Source organism: Saprospiraceae bacterium (assembly GCA_016712145.1).
Taxonomy (GTDB): Bacteria; Bacteroidota; Bacteroidia; order Chitinophagales; family Saprospiraceae; genus Vicinibacter.
On sequence record JADJRO010000001.1, the window covers coordinates 1762011 to 1780291 of the forward strand.

The 18281-nt window shown below is 34.6% G+C and carries 16 protein-coding genes; 11 read left to right on the forward strand and 5 right to left on the reverse strand.

Annotated features, from left to right (window positions below):
• Positions 1 to 6 precede the first annotated feature (6 nt).
• The 7 genes from rsmI (at position 7) to IPK91_07520 (ending at position 5749) form a co-directional block, all read left to right on the forward strand.
• Positions 7 to 699, forward strand: a complete 693-nt coding sequence (rsmI, locus tag IPK91_07490; GenBank protein MBK8297108.1) for a 16S rRNA (cytidine(1402)-2'-O)-methyltransferase — start codon at positions 7 to 9, stop codon at positions 697 to 699.
• A 62-nt stretch (positions 700 to 761) separates the two neighbouring features.
• Entirely contained in the window at positions 762 to 1460 is a 699-nt protein-coding gene (locus IPK91_07495) for a hypothetical protein (protein ID MBK8297109.1), read from the forward strand.
• A gap of 164 nt (positions 1461 to 1624) precedes the next feature.
• The gene (locus IPK91_07500) at positions 1625 to 1951 is read left to right on the forward strand and encodes a hypothetical protein (protein ID MBK8297110.1); all 327 of its coding nucleotides are present in this window, start codon (positions 1625 to 1627) and stop codon (positions 1949 to 1951) included.
• A 122-nt stretch (positions 1952 to 2073) separates the two neighbouring features.
• Entirely contained in the window at positions 2074 to 2253 is a 180-nt protein-coding gene (locus tag IPK91_07505) for a hypothetical protein (protein ID MBK8297111.1), read from the forward strand.
• Positions 2254 to 2867: 614 nt separating this feature from the next.
• Positions 2868 to 3458, forward strand: a complete 591-nt coding sequence (locus IPK91_07510) for a hypothetical protein (GenBank protein ID MBK8297112.1) — start codon at positions 2868 to 2870, stop codon at positions 3456 to 3458.
• Between the two features lie 32 nt (positions 3459 to 3490).
• Positions 3491 to 5032, forward strand: coding sequence for a hypothetical protein (locus tag IPK91_07515; GenBank protein MBK8297113.1), 1542 nt, complete (start codon positions 3491 to 3493; stop codon positions 5030 to 5032).
• 9 nt (positions 5033 to 5041) lie between these two features.
• Complete coding sequence (locus IPK91_07520; protein ID MBK8297114.1) at positions 5042 to 5749, forward strand: hypothetical protein; 708 nt, start codon at positions 5042 to 5044, stop codon at positions 5747 to 5749.
• Between the two features lie 117 nt (positions 5750 to 5866).
• On the opposite strand, the gene IPK91_07525 is transcribed toward IPK91_07520, so the two are convergent.
• Positions 5867 to 7117, reverse strand: a complete 1251-nt coding sequence (locus IPK91_07525; protein MBK8297115.1) for a DEAD/DEAH box helicase — start codon at positions 7115 to 7117, stop codon at positions 5867 to 5869.
• 165 nt (positions 7118 to 7282) lie between these two features.
• Here IPK91_07525 and IPK91_07530 point away from each other — a divergent pair, with 165 nt between their 5' ends.
• From IPK91_07530 to IPK91_07540, 3 genes are all read left to right on the forward strand, one after another.
• Positions 7283 to 8707 carry an MBOAT family protein gene (locus tag IPK91_07530; protein MBK8297116.1) on the forward strand — a complete coding sequence of 475 codons (1425 nt, stop codon included), beginning with the start codon at positions 7283 to 7285 and terminating at the stop codon, positions 8705 to 8707.
• A gap of 9 nt (positions 8708 to 8716) precedes the next feature.
• Positions 8717 to 10009, forward strand: a complete 1293-nt coding sequence (locus IPK91_07535; protein ID MBK8297117.1) for a hypothetical protein — start codon at positions 8717 to 8719, stop codon at positions 10007 to 10009.
• 152 nt (positions 10010 to 10161) lie between these two features.
• On the forward strand, positions 10162 to 11730 hold the full coding sequence (locus IPK91_07540) for a DUF4139 domain-containing protein (GenBank protein ID MBK8297118.1): 1569 nt from the start codon (positions 10162 to 10164) through the stop codon (positions 11728 to 11730).
• Between the two features lie 65 nt (positions 11731 to 11795).
• Here the strand turns inward: IPK91_07540 and IPK91_07545 are convergent, their stop codons facing one another.
• Together IPK91_07545 and IPK91_07550 are read right to left on the reverse strand one after the other, a co-directional pair.
• Positions 11796 to 13394 carry a DUF1501 domain-containing protein gene (locus IPK91_07545; protein MBK8297119.1) on the reverse strand — a complete coding sequence of 533 codons (1599 nt, stop codon included), beginning with the start codon at positions 13392 to 13394 and terminating at the stop codon, positions 11796 to 11798.
• A 29-nt stretch (positions 13395 to 13423) separates the two neighbouring features.
• On the reverse strand, positions 13424 to 15088 hold the full coding sequence (locus IPK91_07550; GenBank protein MBK8297120.1) for a DUF1800 domain-containing protein: 1665 nt from the start codon (positions 15086 to 15088) through the stop codon (positions 13424 to 13426).
• Between the two features lie 217 nt (positions 15089 to 15305).
• Between IPK91_07550 and IPK91_07555 the strand changes: the two genes are divergently transcribed.
• Positions 15306 to 15935 carry a hypothetical protein gene (locus IPK91_07555; protein MBK8297121.1) on the forward strand — a complete coding sequence of 210 codons (630 nt, stop codon included), beginning with the start codon at positions 15306 to 15308 and terminating at the stop codon, positions 15933 to 15935.
• On the opposite strand, the gene IPK91_07560 is transcribed toward IPK91_07555, so the two are convergent.
• Positions 15928 to 17103: an amidohydrolase family protein gene (locus tag IPK91_07560; GenBank protein MBK8297122.1), complete on the reverse strand. Its 1176-nt coding sequence runs from the start codon at positions 17101 to 17103 to the stop codon at positions 15928 to 15930. The two genes, IPK91_07555 and IPK91_07560, sit on opposite strands and share 8 nt — an antisense overlap.
• Before the next feature lie 14 nt (positions 17104 to 17117).
• Positions 17118 to 18242 carry a DUF1015 domain-containing protein gene (locus IPK91_07565; GenBank protein MBK8297123.1) on the reverse strand — a complete coding sequence of 375 codons (1125 nt, stop codon included), beginning with the start codon at positions 18240 to 18242 and terminating at the stop codon, positions 17118 to 17120.
• Between the last annotated feature and the right edge of the window lie 39 nt (positions 18243 to 18281).

Below are 18281 nucleotides of genomic sequence, written 5' to 3' on the forward strand. Positions count from 1 at the left end.
TTCAAAATGCCTCCTGTAAAAAACGAAATCAAAGCCTGTTTATATCTGGTGCCCACACCGATTGGAAATTTATCAGATATGACTCCGCGAGCTTTGGGAGTGTTGTCGGCTGTAGATTTAATTTTATCAGAAGATACCCGGGTCAGCAATAAATTGTTGATGCATTTTAATATTGAAAAAAGCCTGCGGAGTTTTCACAGTCAGAACGAACACAAAGCACTGCAATCCATTGTCGATAAATTAAAAGAAGGAGCCTCAGTGGCATTGGTGACAGATGCCGGCACACCCGGAATTTCAGACCCCGCTTATTTATTGGTACGAGCCTGTCGCAAAGAAAATATTCCGGTCATTGCTTTACCGGGTGCTACTGCTTTTGTTCCAGCACTGGTTGCATCGGGTTTACCTTGTGATCGTTTTTTCTTCAATGGCTTTCTTCCCCAGAAAAAAGGAAGAAACACCCAGCTTAATTGGTTGGCAGCTTTGGATTGTACGATAGTATTGTATGAATCCCCCCACCGACTATTAAAATGCCTCGATGAACTGATAGCACATTTTGGTTCAGAGCGACAAGCATGTTTTGCAAAAGAAATTTCAAAGCTATTTGAAAAATACATTACCGGTAGTTTGCAGGAAATTAAAGAACAATTAGCTAGTGAAAAAATTGTGGGAGAGTGGGTGATTGTGATTGGAGGGAGTTGAGTAAGAAGTTCATTAACAAGTTTCAAACAATAATTTTATCAATATTTTGTTTGATTTAAATTATGTCAAAGTCAACCAGATTCATTGCTAGAATTAATTACTTTGAATCCATTGTACTTCTCTGTATATTTATTTTAAGCGCATTTTACAGCATTACTTTCTCTCAGACTTACATTTGTCCAGTAGTAGGTTATGATTTTCAAAAAGTTACTTCAGATCCTATCAATTTTTTAGATTTGAAACAGAATGGTTTTGGTTTTGTCAGTCCATTGTTAGGATTAAAACTTAAACAAAAAATATATAAACCATTCTATTTTCAATTTAATTGGGATGTTACCCATAAACATGTGCGTGGTTATGTTATTGGGAGTTTAACTCAGGACTTGTTATATCATTACAATTATTATAAATACCAATTTTTACTAAACTATCACTGGAAGGATAAATTGTATATAGGTGCTGGAAAGTCTTTTAATATTGTAAACAAATTTCATTACGAAGATTTTGAAAACAGTTTGTCTCGCGGTGGCCCAATAGAAAATTTTAATGAACAAGGGTGGGTTTTTGTAATTGGATTTAAGTATAAAAAAATCGACTTTGAAGCATATTATTTTAAAAGAGAAGATAATATTGATGAATTTGAGTTTCACTACAGTTTAATGTATCATGTCCAATCAATCGGCCTGCGAGTGAGCTATGACTTTAAGCTCTTCAATGGATTTAAGAAGAAGGAAAAACTCGATTGTCCTGAGTTTAAATAAGGAACAAATTTTTTTTGTTTTAAATAATCAGTAAACACTTAGTAAAATGCTTGGATTTCTGGAGCTCTGAAGGCCTGGAATTTTATATGTAAGATAACAGAGTTTCGTGCTGATCGACAAGCAAGTTTTACCCAATGCCAAACTTTTAATAAAGTTATGTAACTTTGGCCTATGAGGATTTATGTAGACACTTAAGTATTTGGTGCTGCTTTGACTCAGAATTTGAAATATGGTCTAATGGGCTTATTGAGCAATTCAAAATCGGAAAATTCAAAGCAGTTATTTCAGAGGTTTCTGAATTTGAGTTAAAATTTGCACCAAATCTTATAAAACAAATACTAACAGGCATTCCTAGTAAATATTTGGAAATTGCAAAACTTACAGAAGAGTCTAAAAAATTATCCGAACATTATCTCAAAGAAAAAATCGTGACAAAAAAAATCATTAGCAGATACTCAACATATAGCAATCGCAAGTGTTCAGCAAGTTGACTTGCTTGTTAGTTGGAATTTTAAACACATAGTAAATTTTGACAAAATACGCTTATACAACTCCGTTAATTTAAAATACGGATATAAGATTTTAGAAATCAGAAACCCAAGAGATTTGACAGATGAAAACTAAAAAGAAAAAATTATTTGATGCCGTTCAAATGGTTCGCGAAATTCGTGATGCTTCTTACAGACAAAAGACAGATCCAAACTTTGATCCAAAAGAATTTCAACGCATCAAGGAGAAGTGGACAAAACTCTTAGAACAGCAAGAAAAAGAAAATCTAAAAATATTAGTTTGAGTTTTTCTATCCAGAATTAAAACACTGGACACACACATCAGATTGAAGCAATGGCCTGCAGAATTCTTCGCAATTAGAAAAATAGGGTGTTCTCTAATTTTTAGTCATTGATTCATCGCATTGGTTCATCATTTAAAGCCCACTTTATTAATCTCTTAGCGTTTTGCAAAAGAAATTTCTAAACTGTTTGAAAAATACATTACCGGTAGTTTGCAGGAAATAAAAGAACAATTAGCTAGTGAAAAAATTGTTGGAGAGTGGGTGATTGTGATTGGAGGGAGTTGATTTTATCTTCTTGAAAACTGTATTAGTTAGTATAGATTTGTACATATTTTGGTTAAAATTATGTTAAAATTGTTTTAATATTTGGGCATATATATATATATATATATATATATATATATTGCAGCCATGGAAACACTAGATTTAAATCCACCAGATCGTTTAGCTTGAATTCATTTAACTTAACCAATTTAAAGTCGGTTATAACTGATTTGTAAAATGGCTGCTGTTAAATTGAATAAGTAATTAAATAATTTCTAAATATTTAATTTCGAATCATCATTCTTGATGTATTTCAATTCTATTTTCAAACATTAATAACAATTCTTATTATGAAAAATAATAAATCTCTACAAATATTATTTTATGTATTTCTTTTTATATCTTGGTCTTGCAATCAAGATACTAGCACACAATCCGAAGCTATGAATTATAATGTTTCGCGTATTAATAATACAAATTCCAATCCCGATATACAAAACAGTATAAATTCGCTGGATGTTTGTGATGAACCACCTACAGAAGCGCTATATTTATATAGTTTTGGAACTTATGTTTTTTACATTACTCCAAAGCTGGATGGTTCATCAGGAACTCAACAACTCTATGCATTAGGATTAAGTTGTTTTCCAAGTCAAAGCGGTTATACTTGCGATAATGGGCCTTCTTATTCTGGAGTTTGTTGTTTTACAACTAACTCAAGCCATAGTTGTACCGGTAGTAAATTTGTCGTTTTAGCTAATACAGCTTATCGATTAACAGCTTATGTTGCTCTCAATTCACCTTGTGTTGGTAGTTATATGGATTTTGAATTTTGTGATGATGTGACTGATCATATTCAATCTGTCCGATTTTGCACGAATGAGTGCTATACAAGAATGTGTGATCCAGATGATTGCATAGTAGTTGATATCAACAATTAACAAATATTATTTTGTTTTATAATCTCCTTTGTATGAAATTAATTATTTCTACCTTTTTTATATGCTTGGGGTTACAGGCACAAATTTTAAAACTAGACCAAAACTTTGGTTTAAATGGTATCGTTTCCTTTGATCAAATAAACTGGTCTAGTGATATTGTTAATCCAGTTTTGCTAAAATTTGACGAAGGTTTTTATTTGGTGCATGGCGTAAGAAGTGCGCCTAAACCCAATCAACTAACCTTAGTAAAAATTGATACCTTTGGAAATCTTGATCATTCCTATTTCAATCAAGGCATTAATATATTACCCTTCAATTTAGATACGATTGGAGATTATAAAACAATATTATCCAGCATTAATTTTTATCCTTCGGGAAAACAAGAGATTATTGCAAGTTGCAAAGTACGAAATATAAAAAATAAAAAAAATGCGCATTTACTGTTCAGAATAAATCTTTCGGGCAAAATAGATAGTTCATTTGGAAATAATGGAAACTTAATATTTATCCCTGATACAAATAAGTTAATTTTAACAAGTGAATTGTCAATTGACACATTTGGTCAAATTTATTTTCTGAATCATTTTCTCGATTCTTTCGATAACAAGTACCACATAGATATATCTAAATTTGATGAAAATGGTAGTTTTGATTCTGGCTTTGCTATGAATGGAAAAATATCCATAGATCTATCAGGTCCATCAAATGTTCCTAAAATATTTTTGGATGGAAGTTCAAATTTATACATTTCATACTCTAATACTAAAGATAGCATGGCATTTGTTTCATCGTTTACATCTAATGGCAGTTTAGCTCAAAATTTTGGAATAAACGGTTTGCTAAAATTTAGAAATTTAATTGGGCAAATTCAACCATATTTTAGTAATATTTTATTCCATAAAGAATTTCTATATTTATGTTCATCTCAAGGAAATAATACTGGCCTAACTATTGTTAAAATAAATAACAAAGGAAATCTTGATGCTTCATTTAGTAATTCTGGCTTTCTGCATATTGACGAATCTGAAAGTAATGCTTATTCTATTCATGCTTTTGACCATTATTTAGTATGTTTCAGACCAAACGATTTAAAGCCAGTCCAGAGCTTAATTTTAAATTATAATGGCACACCCTGTTGTGGTAATAACTTTGATTGGAAACAGAGTTTTGATTCTATTCCATTAAGTATCAATGAGGATCAAATTAGTTTATATGAAGATGAATTATACTTTATTGCTAAATCTCGAGCAGCTGGTGCCAATCCTAGAAACTTACTGATATTAAATTTTAAACTTGATTTGACAACTAAAACAGAGAATGCAGAACTAAATGAGTTGGATTGTTTTCCAAATCCCTTTACAAATACAATTCAAATTAAGGATTTGCATTCCAATTGGCCCTTTTTATATATAATTGATTGCCTTGGAAGAACTATTCTCCAAAAAGAACTAAAAACAGAATCTGATCGAGTTTTCGAAACTTCAAATTGGAATAATGGTATTTACAATTTCATTTTACAAGATAAAAGTAGACATAAGCAGTATATGTTTAAAAGGGTTCATATTCAGAATTAATAAATGGCCTTGACTAATTCAATAATTAAAACTATTACATTAGACATAGATTGTAAGTATATTATAATTGTTAGCCTTTTTATTTTTAATACTTTAAATAGTATTACATTCTCCCAAACCTTCATTTGTCCAGTTATAGGTTATGATTTTCAAAAAGTTGAATCAGATCCAGTTAACGTTTTAGATTTAAGACATAAAGGATATGGATTTTCCAGTCCATTGGTTGGAATTAAAATTAAACAAAGACTGTTTAATCAATTCTATTTTAATTATTATGGTGATGTTACCCATAAACATGTTCGTGGAACAATTAGAAATGCGAGTATCCCAAATGATTTGCTATTACATTGCAATTATTTTAAGAATCAATTTTTACTAACTTATCTTTTGAATTCAAAATTGTATCTCGGTGTTGGAAAATCTCTAACTATTGTAAATAAATTTCATTGGGAAGACTTTGAAAACAGTTGGTCAGGGGGAGGCCCGATCGGAAATTTTAATGAGCGAGGATGGGTTTTTGTAATTGGATTTAAATTTAATAAAATTGACTTCGAAACCTATTATTTTAAAAGAGATTATTTAAATGCTGTAGATATCGATTATACATATGGCCGTATGTTTAACATTTATTCAATCGGTCTTCGAGTGAGCTATGACTTTAAGCTCTTCAATGGATTTAAGAAGAAGGAAAAATTGGATTGTCCTGAGTTTAAATAAAGATCTGCTCAATTATGGTATCAGGCCCTTTATTAAACAAGTTCTTGAGTTAATACCAATCTATTATGCTCCATAATAGATACCAATCAAGTTGAATGAAATCAAAAAAGTAAAAACTTATGCAGGGACGCTTGATTTCCGGTTCGGAAATTTTCTCCATTTGTTAGGTCTGGAATTTGGATGAGCTGGTGCTTTAGCAAGTGGTGCTGAAACTTTAGCTCCCGGATAAAATGCTTTCAATGGAAACGGATGCCCTTCGATTACAGGAATTTTCTTTGCAATCAATTTTTCGATATCCATGATAAATTCAATTTCATGTTCATCGCAAAATGAAATGGCGGTTCCTTTGGCGCCTGCGCGTCCGGTTCTTCCGATACGATGCACATAGGTTTCCGAAATATTTGGAATTTCATAATTGATTACAAATTCCAGGTCATCCACATCAATGCCGCGGGCTGCGATATCTGTTGCAACTAATACCCGGGTAGTTTGTGCTTTAAAATTAGTTAAAGCTTGCTGACGTGCTTTTTGAGTTTTATTGCCATGGATGGCTTCTGCTTTGATCCCATTGGCACGCAACATGCGAACGACTTTGTCTGCTCCATGTTTCGTACGGGTAAAAACGAGGCTTGTTTTAATATCCCTGTTTTTTAGCAGCTCGAGTAGTAAAGAATTCTTATTGATTTTATCAACAAAGTACAATTCCTGTTTGATGATATCAACGGTTGATGAAACCGGAGTAACAGAAACTTTAGCCGGATTATATAAAAAAGAATTTGCCAACTTGGTAATTTCCGGTGGCATGGTGGCTGAAAAGAATAAGGATTGTTTTTTCTTAGGAAGGATGGCCAATAATTTTTTAATGTCATTGACAAATCCCATATCCAACATCCGGTCGGCTTCATCCAACACAAATATTTTTACATCTGAAAGTTGTATGTATTTCTGATTGATTAAATCTAGCAATCGTCCTGGAGTTGCAATTAATATATCAACGCCTGCTTGCAGCGCAGCAGTTTGAGGATTTTGATTGACTCCACCAAAAACGACACAATGTTTTAATCCACAATGTCTGCCATATGCCGCAAAGCTCTCAGCAATTTGAATGGCCAATTCACGGGTAGGCGTAATAATTAAACTTCTTATTTTTCGTTTAGGTCCACTTGGGGTTTCTTCAAACAATGCCTGTATGATTGGTATAGCAAATGCGGCCGTTTTTCCGGTGCCGGTTTGCGCACAACCCAATACATCCTGCCCTTTTAATATAAGCGGAATGGCTTCTTTTTGAATTTGTGTTGGAATGGTATAGCCTTCTTCTGAAACGGCTTTTAATATGGGCTCAATAATTTTTAATGACTTGAATGGCATAGATTAATACAAAGGAATGGTGTTGAAAAAATAGGCGGGGCTCTCAAAGCTGGTGCAAGATATGCATTTAATCCCAAAGATAGCTGATTTGGGCCTTCATTGTATCAATATTGTGAAGCTATCAACAATTAATTGGTCAATTTCTCTATTTTTGCCAAATTCATTATGGTTTTCTCCAGCATTGTTTTCTTATTATACTTTCTGCCGCTTTTTCTAGCGTGCTACTACCTAGTGGGAAAAACGTATAAAAACCTGGTAATTCTTGCTTTTAGTATTTTCTTTTACAGCTGGGGAGCTCCTAAATTTATTTTTGTAATCTTGGGTACTACCTTATTGGATTTTCATCTGGTAAAATGGATGGATGCAAGTAAAGAAGCCTGGAGAAGACATGTGTTTTTATTCTTATCGCTTTCTATAAATCTGGGATTACTATTATATTTTAAATATTCCAATTTCTTTATTGAAAATCTGAATGGGCTGCTTCACTTGTTCGGTAGTGGTACCATTCATTGGACTAAGTTGTTATTGCCGATTGGAATTTCATTTTACACCTTTGAAACCATTACCTATGTTGTAGATGTGTATCGCCGCGTCCATAAACCATTGGATCATTTTTGGGATTATCAAACCTATATTATTTTATTTCCAAAATTAATTGCAGGTCCAATCATCCGATATCATGAGTTAGCCGATCAAATCAAAGACCGAAGTGCATTTGATACTTATGAAAATCGTTTGAGTGGTTTTTACCGTTTCACTATTGGACTTTCAAAAAAAGTATTGCTCGCCAATCCATTGGGTGCCATTGCAGATCCAATTTTTCAAGGCGATTACAATGTACTTTCCAGTCCAACTGCCTGGTTGGGAATTTTGTGTTATACCTTCCAAATTTATTTTGATTTTAGCGGGTATTCTGATATGGCAATTGGAATTGGTAAAATGATTGGATTTCGATTTCCTGAAAATTTTGACAATCCTTATACCTCAAAAAGCATCACAGAGTTTTGGCGTCGCTGGCATATTACTTTAGGAAATTGGATGCGCAATTATTTATACATTCCATTGGGAGGAAATCGCGTATCGTCTCAATCCAGATTGTATTTTAATTTATGGCTTGTTTTCCTTGCGTCCGGACTCTGGCATGGAGCTTCCTGGAGTTTTATTTTATGGGGAGCCTACCACGGATTGTTTTTAATATTAGAACGTTCGTTTCTAAATAAGTTTTATGCCTATATTGGAAAATGGCCTTCCGTAATTTGTTGCTTCTTCATCGTATTAATTGGCTGGGTATTTTTTAGAATCGAACATATTTCAGATGCATTTTTATTCTTATCCAAACTAGTTGCATTTGATTCATTCAAAAATATAGATTTACAATTAAGCTATCTCTTTTATTTAGCATTAGCATTTATATTTTCGTGGTTTACATTAACCAAGCGTGGATACCAGATACAACAAAAGATTTATTTTCACAGCTTTTCAAACCGCATGCATGCACTCATGTTGGCTGCCATGTTGTTTTTATTTGCTGTTTGTGTTGCTATGATTTCATCTTCGGGTTTCAATCCATTCATTTACTTTAGATTTTAAGCTATGCGAATGAATGTAGATGTAAAAAAATATTTATTCAGACTTCTTTTGATAGTGCTCTTTTTGCCCTGGCTTCAAGGCACATTCAAACTTATTAAAGTTAAAGAACTTAAAGGAGCTGTTGAAAAATCTTACAATCCGATTCTTAATGACAGGAATTGGTTTGAGGGCCGTTATCAACATTTAAAAGAACAGTATTTAAATAATGAATTTGGTTTTCGACCTTCCTTCGTGCGTCTGCATAATCAAATCGACTTTTGGTTGTTTGATAAATTGCATGCACAATCCGTGATCCGCGGAAAAGAAAACTACCTGTACGAATACAACTACATTAAAACATATTATGGCCTGGATTATATCGGAGCTGATAGCATCCGCAATCGAATGCATCAAATAAAAATTATTCAGGATTCACTGCAAGCCCGCAACAAACTTTTTTTGTTGGTTTTTGCTGCAAGCAAAGGACAATTTTACCCGGAATATTTTCCTGACAGTTCGATCCGCGATAAGAAAACTACCAACTTTGAAATGCACATTAAATATGCCGCAGAAACAGGCGTTAATTTCATTGATTTTAATACCTGGATCCTGAGCATGAAAAATAAATCACCGTATCCATTGTATACAAAATACGGAATCCATTGGTCGTATTATTCTGCATGCCTGGTTGCAGATTCTCTGTTGCATTACATCGAACAAAAAACAAATCGCGATCTTCCCGAATTGGAATGGAAAGAAACTGAAATGGCTGCTGCCCGTTTTGATGACAATGATATTGAAAAAGGGCTAAACCTGATCATTCCATTAAGTGGACCCAAACTAGCCTATCCTAAAATTTATTTAGATGATAAAGGCACGCATTCTAAACCAAAAGTGACCGTGGTATCCGATAGTTATTATTGGTCTTTGTTTAATATGGGAATCGGAAATGCATTTGCATCCAATGCCTTTTGGTATTATAATTTTATTATTTATCATACCGGCGAACTTCCAGAGCAAATTCCAAATGAACGGATACTAAAAAAAACCTTGCGGGACGAAGATGTAATTATTGTCCTGGCTACCGATGCCAATTTATATAATTTAGGATGGGGATTTCTTGAAAATACTTCAAAATTGATAGATCAAAATGCCTACCTTAAAATGGATTTTGAAGAGCGATTGGATGACTTAAAAAAATATATCCCTACAGATTCTGTATGGATTCGGGACATCCGAAGAAAAGCGACCGAAAAAGGGATTCCTGTAGATAGTATGATCACATTGGATGCCATCTGGCTGATTGAGCATGAGAAAAAGTAACTAAGACCTTTGATTTAAGCCATATTTTAATACTTTGTTAAATTTCATTTTTTCCAGATTCCTCATTAGAATGAGAATCCATGATTAAATTAAATTTAATGGAAATCAGAAACTAAATCCAATCACTTTACGTTAAACAGCAAACGCGAACTATGAAACTAAATATTTTAATATTAATGAGTTTACTAACTACCATGTCAGAAGCACAACAAGTGGTCTCCTCAGAAATCAAAGAAGTGACTGTATTTTTACAAGGCGCCCAGGTCAGCCGGCAAGTCGAACTGAAATTAAATGCAGGTTCTCAAGATATCAATCTAAGTGGCTTGGCAGCTTATCTTGATCCAAACAGCGTTCGGGTTTTTAGCTCCGGTGATTGTGTAATACAGGCTGTAAGACATGAATTGGACTACATTCAAAGTGCAGAAGCAAAATCTGCTGAATTGAAGAAAAAAAAGGAGGCACTTCTAGACGATGCTGCTAAGATTAATCAGCAAATTGCCATTTTAAAATTTGAAAAGACCAGTCTGGAAAAAAATCAGGTCCAGATTATAGGCGTTCCAAATTCAAATCTCAAACTAGAAGATTTTAAAATACTGGTTGCTTATCAAAAAGTACGTTTGGAAGATTTACTTCCAAAAATCTATGAGTTGGATAAAAAGAATCAACTGATTCAAATTGAAATTGAAAAAATAAATCAACAAATCCAAGAAGTGGATCAAAACCGAACACTTCCCAGCAGTCAACTGGTACTCAGCATACTTGCAAAAACTGCAGGTACACAAAAATTCATTGTACAATATTATGTTCCAAATGCCAGTTGGAACATGCATTATGATATGTTGGTTAAAGACATCAGCAGTCCATTGGAATTGGTTTACAAAGCTACTGTGGTTCAAAATACCGGTGAAGATTGGAAAAAAGTAAACGTAAATCTTTCCAGTTCAAATCCATTTGAATCGACCATGCGTCCAGAATTAAACACCTGGTATTTACGCAATCAACCCCCAATCGTTTACCGAGATGCAGTTAGAGCTGGAAATGCCAAAGCGCAAATGATGGAATCTGCTGCACCTGCCCCTGGAGTACAGGATTTTGTACAGGAAGCTGAACAAATTACCAGTCGATTATACAGTATCGACCTTCCTTATACCATTTTATCTAACAGCAAGCCTTTTGTAATTGAAATTAAAAGACAACAGGTCCCAGCGAAGTATATCTATTTTGCAATTCCCAAATTGGATCGCGATGCGTTTCTGACTGCTGAAATTGATAATTGGGAAGATTTGAACCTGATGGATGGTGAAGCCAATTTGTTTTTTGAAGGTAATTTTCAAGGCAAGTCTTTTATTAATACAAAATCAATTCAGGATTTCTTGAGATTGTCTTTGGGTAGAGATAAAAATATTGTAATCGAACGCAATAAAATCAAAGATCTTTCTAAAAATAAATTCTTTTCCGATAATAAAGAATATGCAAAAGCCTGGGAGTTGGTTGTAAAGAATAAGAAGAAAGTTTCTATTGATTTAATTTTAGAAGATCAAATTCCGGTCACTACGCAAAAAGAAATTGTTGTTGAACGGGAAGAACTGTCTGGAGCAAGTGTTGAAGAGGAAACAGGTAAACTCCGTTGGGTTTTAAAACTAGCACCCGACGAACAAAAGAAAATTAATATGCGTTATACCGTAACCTGTCCTAAAGACTATGTTTTGAATTTAGAATAATGTAAATCTTTTTTTACAAAAAAAAAAAGCGCCGATTTTCATCTGCGCTTTTTTTTATATTCTTATCAAGGTTTTAAAACCATCAGTGGAATTGTTTTTTGAGCCGGACCTTGCTGGATGCGGACATAATAATTGCCGCTTGGGTATTGTTCGTTTTCCAGATCAAAGGCATGACTTCCAGCATTCAGTTTTCCTTTATAGATGGTTTTAACAACCACACCCATTGGGCTGATCAGTTGAATGCTTGCATAGCCATCAATCACTTTCGTTTGAATTGTAACCCGGTCCACCAATGGATTTGGATAGATCTGAATGTCGATGGTATCGTTTAGCGTGTTTAAATCCGTTGTATCGGTTATACAATTTGATTTTTTTACAATTGGAAGGTCCTGATATTTTTTTATTAATATTTCGGTTAATGCAGGATCCTTTACACAAAACCAATTTTGTAAAACTGAATTATAAACGGATCTAAAGTCATATTGCATTGGAATGTTGTCGTATTCATTTACTATGGAAGGAATTATTGGATTGGCTCCAATGATGCCCGGTTGAACATTTTTACCAAACAAAAACACAGGAGCTGCTGCACCGTGGTCAGTACCTCCGGCTCCATTCGCACCACTTACATTATCTTTAATCCGGCGACCAAACTCTGAAAAAGTCATTCCCAATACCCGATCATCTAATCGAAGTCCTTCCAAATCTCTTTGGAATGCCAATACCGCATCAGATAATGATTGCAATAGGTTTGCATGTACGCCAGTTGTTTTATTTCCAACCATGACTTGATCTGAATGCGTATCAAAACCATATAAACTCACTAAATAGAGACGGGTTTTCAAACCTCCATTTATAATTCGTGCAATCGCTTTTAAAATATCTGCCAGATAATTACCAGCAGGGTAATTTGCAACATTGACTCCTTTAATATAAGAATTTAATAAGGCATCGGCATAGCTTTTAGATTGTCTCCCAATGGTGCGGATGAAGTCCAATTCTTTTCCATAGTTATCATTGGTAGCAGGATCGTCGATGCCATTGGGCCAGGCTCCAAAAATATCCGGATTGGAAACATTCATAGACATCTGTGCATTGGGGCCCTGAAATAACAAAGGATAATTAGCACCCACCTGAACCGCTAATGGATCCGGATCTTTTGCATTTGGATAGTTTAATGGGAATCCCGGATACTCCGTATTTAAATAACGCCCCAACCAACCGGTACTCAAAACCTGATTTGAATCCGCGCCGCTGGTCCATATATCGGTCGAGCGAAAATGCGAATAATCCGGATTTGGATATCCAACAGATTGAACAATGTTTAATTTGTTTTCATTATAGAGTGTTTGAAATCCCTTCATAGCAGGATGCAATGCCACTTTACTCTGACCATTTAAAGGCAATAGTGAATTGGTGTTTAAATAAATATTGGGTCTTGCTGTTACATAATTTGCGTATTGATCCAGAGGTATTAAGGTATTTAAACCGTCATTTCCACCACCTAAATAAATTAATACCAACACATGATCGGTATCAACTCCCGGAGCAAATAAATTTTGCAAAAGCGATGGGTTGCTGTATGCCTGCACAGATAAGCCATTAATCAAGCTTGGAACAACTACACCGGCTGCTGTATTTTGTATGAATTTTCTTCTTTTCATTTTTATAATTTTAGAAAGCACAAAGGCCCTTAGGACAAATGATATTCTGCCTGACTTAAAATTTCTTTATACAAAGCACTCAAACGGGTGCTGACTGCATTTTTTAAAACCGGATCTGTTGGATTGCCTGCATATTGTTCCCAGGCTAAGGTCCAATAACTATCATTGGGATAGCCTGTAATTAAAAAGCTCTTAAAATAATTATACGATTTATCTGATAAATCATGATTGTACAAATAGCTGACAGAATCCTTTACCAAATCAAAAGCGGAACGTGGATTTGGCATTTGAGAAGCGAATTCTATGGGATCAATTTTTAATGTGACAGTTAAGATGGGAACCCCATTTGGACTATTAATATTTTCTGCAACCCGGTTTCTATTTGCCAGTGAATCCGCATTGATCCAGATTTCATGATATTGTGGTTGTTGGTACCAGGCTTGCCAACCGGCAACAACTGGCGGTTCTCCAATATTTAATCCCTGGTACGCAGCCAAAGATGCAATCCCTCCCCAGCCCAGGTATTGATTGATCAGGGTCACATCATTTACAGGTTGCGGAAAAGCAATATTGAATTCGCGACACATTCCAACAGCATAATCCAATGGACTTTTAATAACACAACCAATGGATGCATTGTCATAAAAATGTTGCGAACTGAATAATAGATTTAATGTTTTGAGGATATCAAAATTTTGCTGCACTAAATAATCCGCTAAAGGTCGAATGATTTGATTTTCGATCTGATCATCGATTTCATAGTACACAAAGAAGCGGTATATTTTGCGACAGATGTGGCGTGCCGTTTCAATGTTGTCAAACAACATGGTAATTAAATCATCGAGTTCCAATTCGCCCAGAATTGAAACCCTTCCATAGATTGTCTTGTTTTTATAAAACGCAGAAAACTTTTTGTCCTTATCATCGTGTTGTGTGAAATCAAAATAATAAGTCAGCGGCATGACCAGCGGATTTATCCGAAATCCTGTAAGAATTCTGGCTGCTGCTTTTACATCGTCTTCTGTAAATTTCGAATCAGGTCCTTTCCCAACTGTAAATAATTCTTGTAACTCACGGGCATAATTTTCATCCGGAGCTGCTTTACTATTCAGATATCCATTTAAATAGCGCAGCATGGCTGGATTAATACTTACCAGTTTTGCCAAGGTTTTAAAATTACCAAGACAATTATCACGCAACAATTTATAATATTGATGCATGGCTTGAGCAATTTGAATCGTGTCAGCTTCGACTGCAAAGTGATTGTGCCAAAACAGGGTCATTTTTTCAGTAATGTTTGCTTTCTGATTGATCATATTGCCAACCCACCAGGCTTTAAAAACATCGGTACGCGCTTGATAATATTCAGGAGGCAGTGTGGCATTGATAGGTGCATTGACAAAGCTCTGCCCAAAGGGTACATCCGGATCTACAACTTGAGGCGTACTGTAAACATTTAAGGGAGGAGCGGGAATTGGATCAACGGTCAACAAGTCCTTGAGCGCATTGGTCATCCCCAAGCTTAGAACCTTGTCTACGTCCACCTTTTTAACCCCAAACAAGAGTCTTCTCAACAAATGGACAGCCTGTTTCTGCGTCCAGGGTCCATTGTAAGGATCCAGACCTGCCAGTGGCGAAGGGCGGTTTTCCAGCCGATTTTGCTTCCAAATTGATAAAAAATCTTTACGATCCATATTTAGTGTCTTACATGTGGATCAAATTTAAGATTTCAAAACTAATTCCTGGATTATAATTTTGTTAAATCGAATTATAACAAAGAGCTGGTAATGAGCATAATTTATTGTTATCGATCGCTTCCACTTGCATTCTGATTTATAATTTTAAACAATAAACTGACTGATTCTTAGATGAATTTTCAATTTCATATCTTTGCAAAAATTTGGAACTTAAATGAAAAAGAGTTTGTTATTAGCTTGTCTATGCATTTTAATTGCATGTAAAGAAAGTAAAATAGAAAAAAATAATATGGTAGGAACTTATTCAGTCCATCTTGAATTAGATACAAAAACGTTTGACAAACAATCTGTAAAAGACAGTGTATCTCAGGCACTTAATAAAGCAAAAGAAGAAATTTCCAAAGCACAGTCTGAATTTGCTCAACAAATGGATACCAGTAAAATTGATACCAGTACGGCAGAAGGTAAAATGGAATTCATTGCCAAATCATTTGCTAAATCTCTATCCAGTTTTGGAAAAGATCTGGGTGAATTAGGGATTATGATGGGTGAAGCAGCCGGTGATATTGCAGTCAATGCAATGGATATGACCGAAGAATTAATTCAAAAAATAAAAATGGATGTTGAATTACGCGCTGATGGAAAAATGGTGAGTAGTTCTTCCTTCGTAAATAACATTCAATTTATGGGATCTAACTGGGAAGTAAAAGAGGATCAATTTATATTTAAAAATTCCGAAAATCAACAATTGCATCAATACAAGATCGCTGAATTAACTGACAAGGGATTTGTTTTAGTGCAAGATAAATACCGTTTGATTTTTAATAAGAAAATTCCTAACTAATTTTATAAACGCTGGCTTCTGGTTTTATTAGCCAGTCGGTTCCATTGTGTTCAACATCCTGAATCCAGTTGATGCCTGGCTTTTTACCTGCATCCAAACTTCCTGCCCAATCAGAAATATTTAATGCCAGTGCTCCATGATAAGTAGCCCAACGCAATACCTCATCGAGTGAGAGATAGGATTGATATTTCAGAATGGTTTTAATTTCAGACAATATAGAAAGTTGCCAGTTTGAACTCAAACTATCTGTACCAATGCATACCATTGCATTTTTAAATTGCGTATAATCAGGCAGCTGATTTTCAATAAATAAATTAGCGTTCGGACAGGTTACAAAATATGAAGCAGGATTCCACTGCAGAATCGATTGAATGTGATGCAGCCTGGTTTGTGTATTGTGTATAAATAAAACCGGATGTCCGGGATCTAAATACTTGATTGTATACGACACTGAATCATTTCCAATAGGATCAAAATCCGTCATTGAAAATCCAAAAGATTCCCAAAAGGCAACAAAACCTCCTGTTTTATTTAGAAATAAGAGGTCTTCATCGATACATTCCTGATTGTGAATGCTGTTAATATTTGAACCCGCCGTATTTAGTTCATTAATCTTTGAAAATAAGGATTTAGAAACACTGTAGGGCGCATGCGGTACCATCGTTTTGGGAAGATTACCAAATGCATCGTAAACGGATTTATAGGTTTCAAAAAAACTATTTGCCAAGGACTCTTGTAAAAAATCAAAAGCTTCTATAAAGGTATGGTAGTAGATTGAACTCGCTTCTTTGCATGCTTTCGTGTCCACTTTATTTGAAATGTCTCCTACCGCTACGATTCCTTCTCTCCACATTTCTTCATCGCCTTCTTTGATTTTTTGTAATACAAAATCAGGATCCACTTCTCTGTTTTGTACGACCGATTTAAGAAAAGGCAAAAGCTGGGTTCCTGTTTGAAATTTTCCATGTAAATGAGATAATTCCAAATGACAATGTGCATTGATAAAACCAGGCACCAGCATGCCTGGAAAATATTCGTATTCGTTTGGTGGAAATTCTGATCGATCTCTTAACGACAGGATTTGACCTGTGTGATCTACCAAGATCACTGTATCCTTTAACCAGCCTCGGTTTCCGGAATAGATTATATCAGCTGTTAGTTTTCTCAAGAAGCTAATGACAGTTATTTCATACTTAGATCAATATCCTGCACAACGATCCCATTTTTTATTCGGGGTTCAAACCAGGTACTTTTTGGTGGCAATACCATGTGTTCGTCAGCTACTTTTATAAAATCACGTTTCCGGACCGGGAAAAATGCAAAGCCAATATGATCGGGTTGATCAAGTACCATCTTATTGATCGTTTTAAGTGGTTTGATTCCTTCAATATAACTTACCCGATCGCTTGATCGAATGCTTTGCACGCCCAATAAATCACGAAGAATGATTTCATTAAAAATATCTATATCAAAAGCAATTCCATTTTTTTGCTTAAAGTATTGTAATACATCTTTATGCCAGCTAAAACTATAATTCTGTTTAACTGTGATCATGGTGATTTCATTTTTCTTTGAACTTGCAATGGGCGTTCTGATTTTTGTTATGGATGCATATTTTCCCAATACTTTAATAAACTCGTCAACTGGAATTACATCACTCACGCGAATCAAACGGTTGTATGGAAGGATGCTCAATTCGTTAAAATCGAATAAAGCACACATGATGTAATTAAGACTTTTCTTACTGAGTTCCGGATTTTGCAAAATAAATTTACAAACTGCTGCCATTCGATGATGTCCATCCGCGATATACGCTTTCTTTACTTTGGATTTAAATTCCTTTTGAAAAGCAGCAATAACAATTTTGTCAGTGATTTCAAAAAACTCATGGATTTGTTGTTCTTTTTCAAATTCAATTTTAAACTTAGGTTTGATGCCTAAAAAGCTCCTTGCAATCAAATCTTTGATTTTTTTTTGTTCGTCGTAGGCAATCAAAACGGGTTTGATAATCGCCTGACGATCCTTCATCAGATTACTAATATTATCTTCCTGTTGGGTCAGCGTATTTTCATGCTTTTTGATTAACCCTTTTAAATAATCATGGATATCAATTGCTGCGAGTATGCCATGATAGGTTTTGATTTTTGATTTTATCCGATAAACAAACAAGGATTTAGAATTCCCGTCCAGAAACAGACCTTCATTGCGTAAATCGGGAAAAGTATTCTTGATAGAATTGAAAAATTCTTCACTTTTGAGTATCCGTTTATAATCCGGATATAAGTAATGAAACGGTTTAATATTCACATTGCAAATTAAAGGGCTAAAATAGCGAGAATTTTAAGT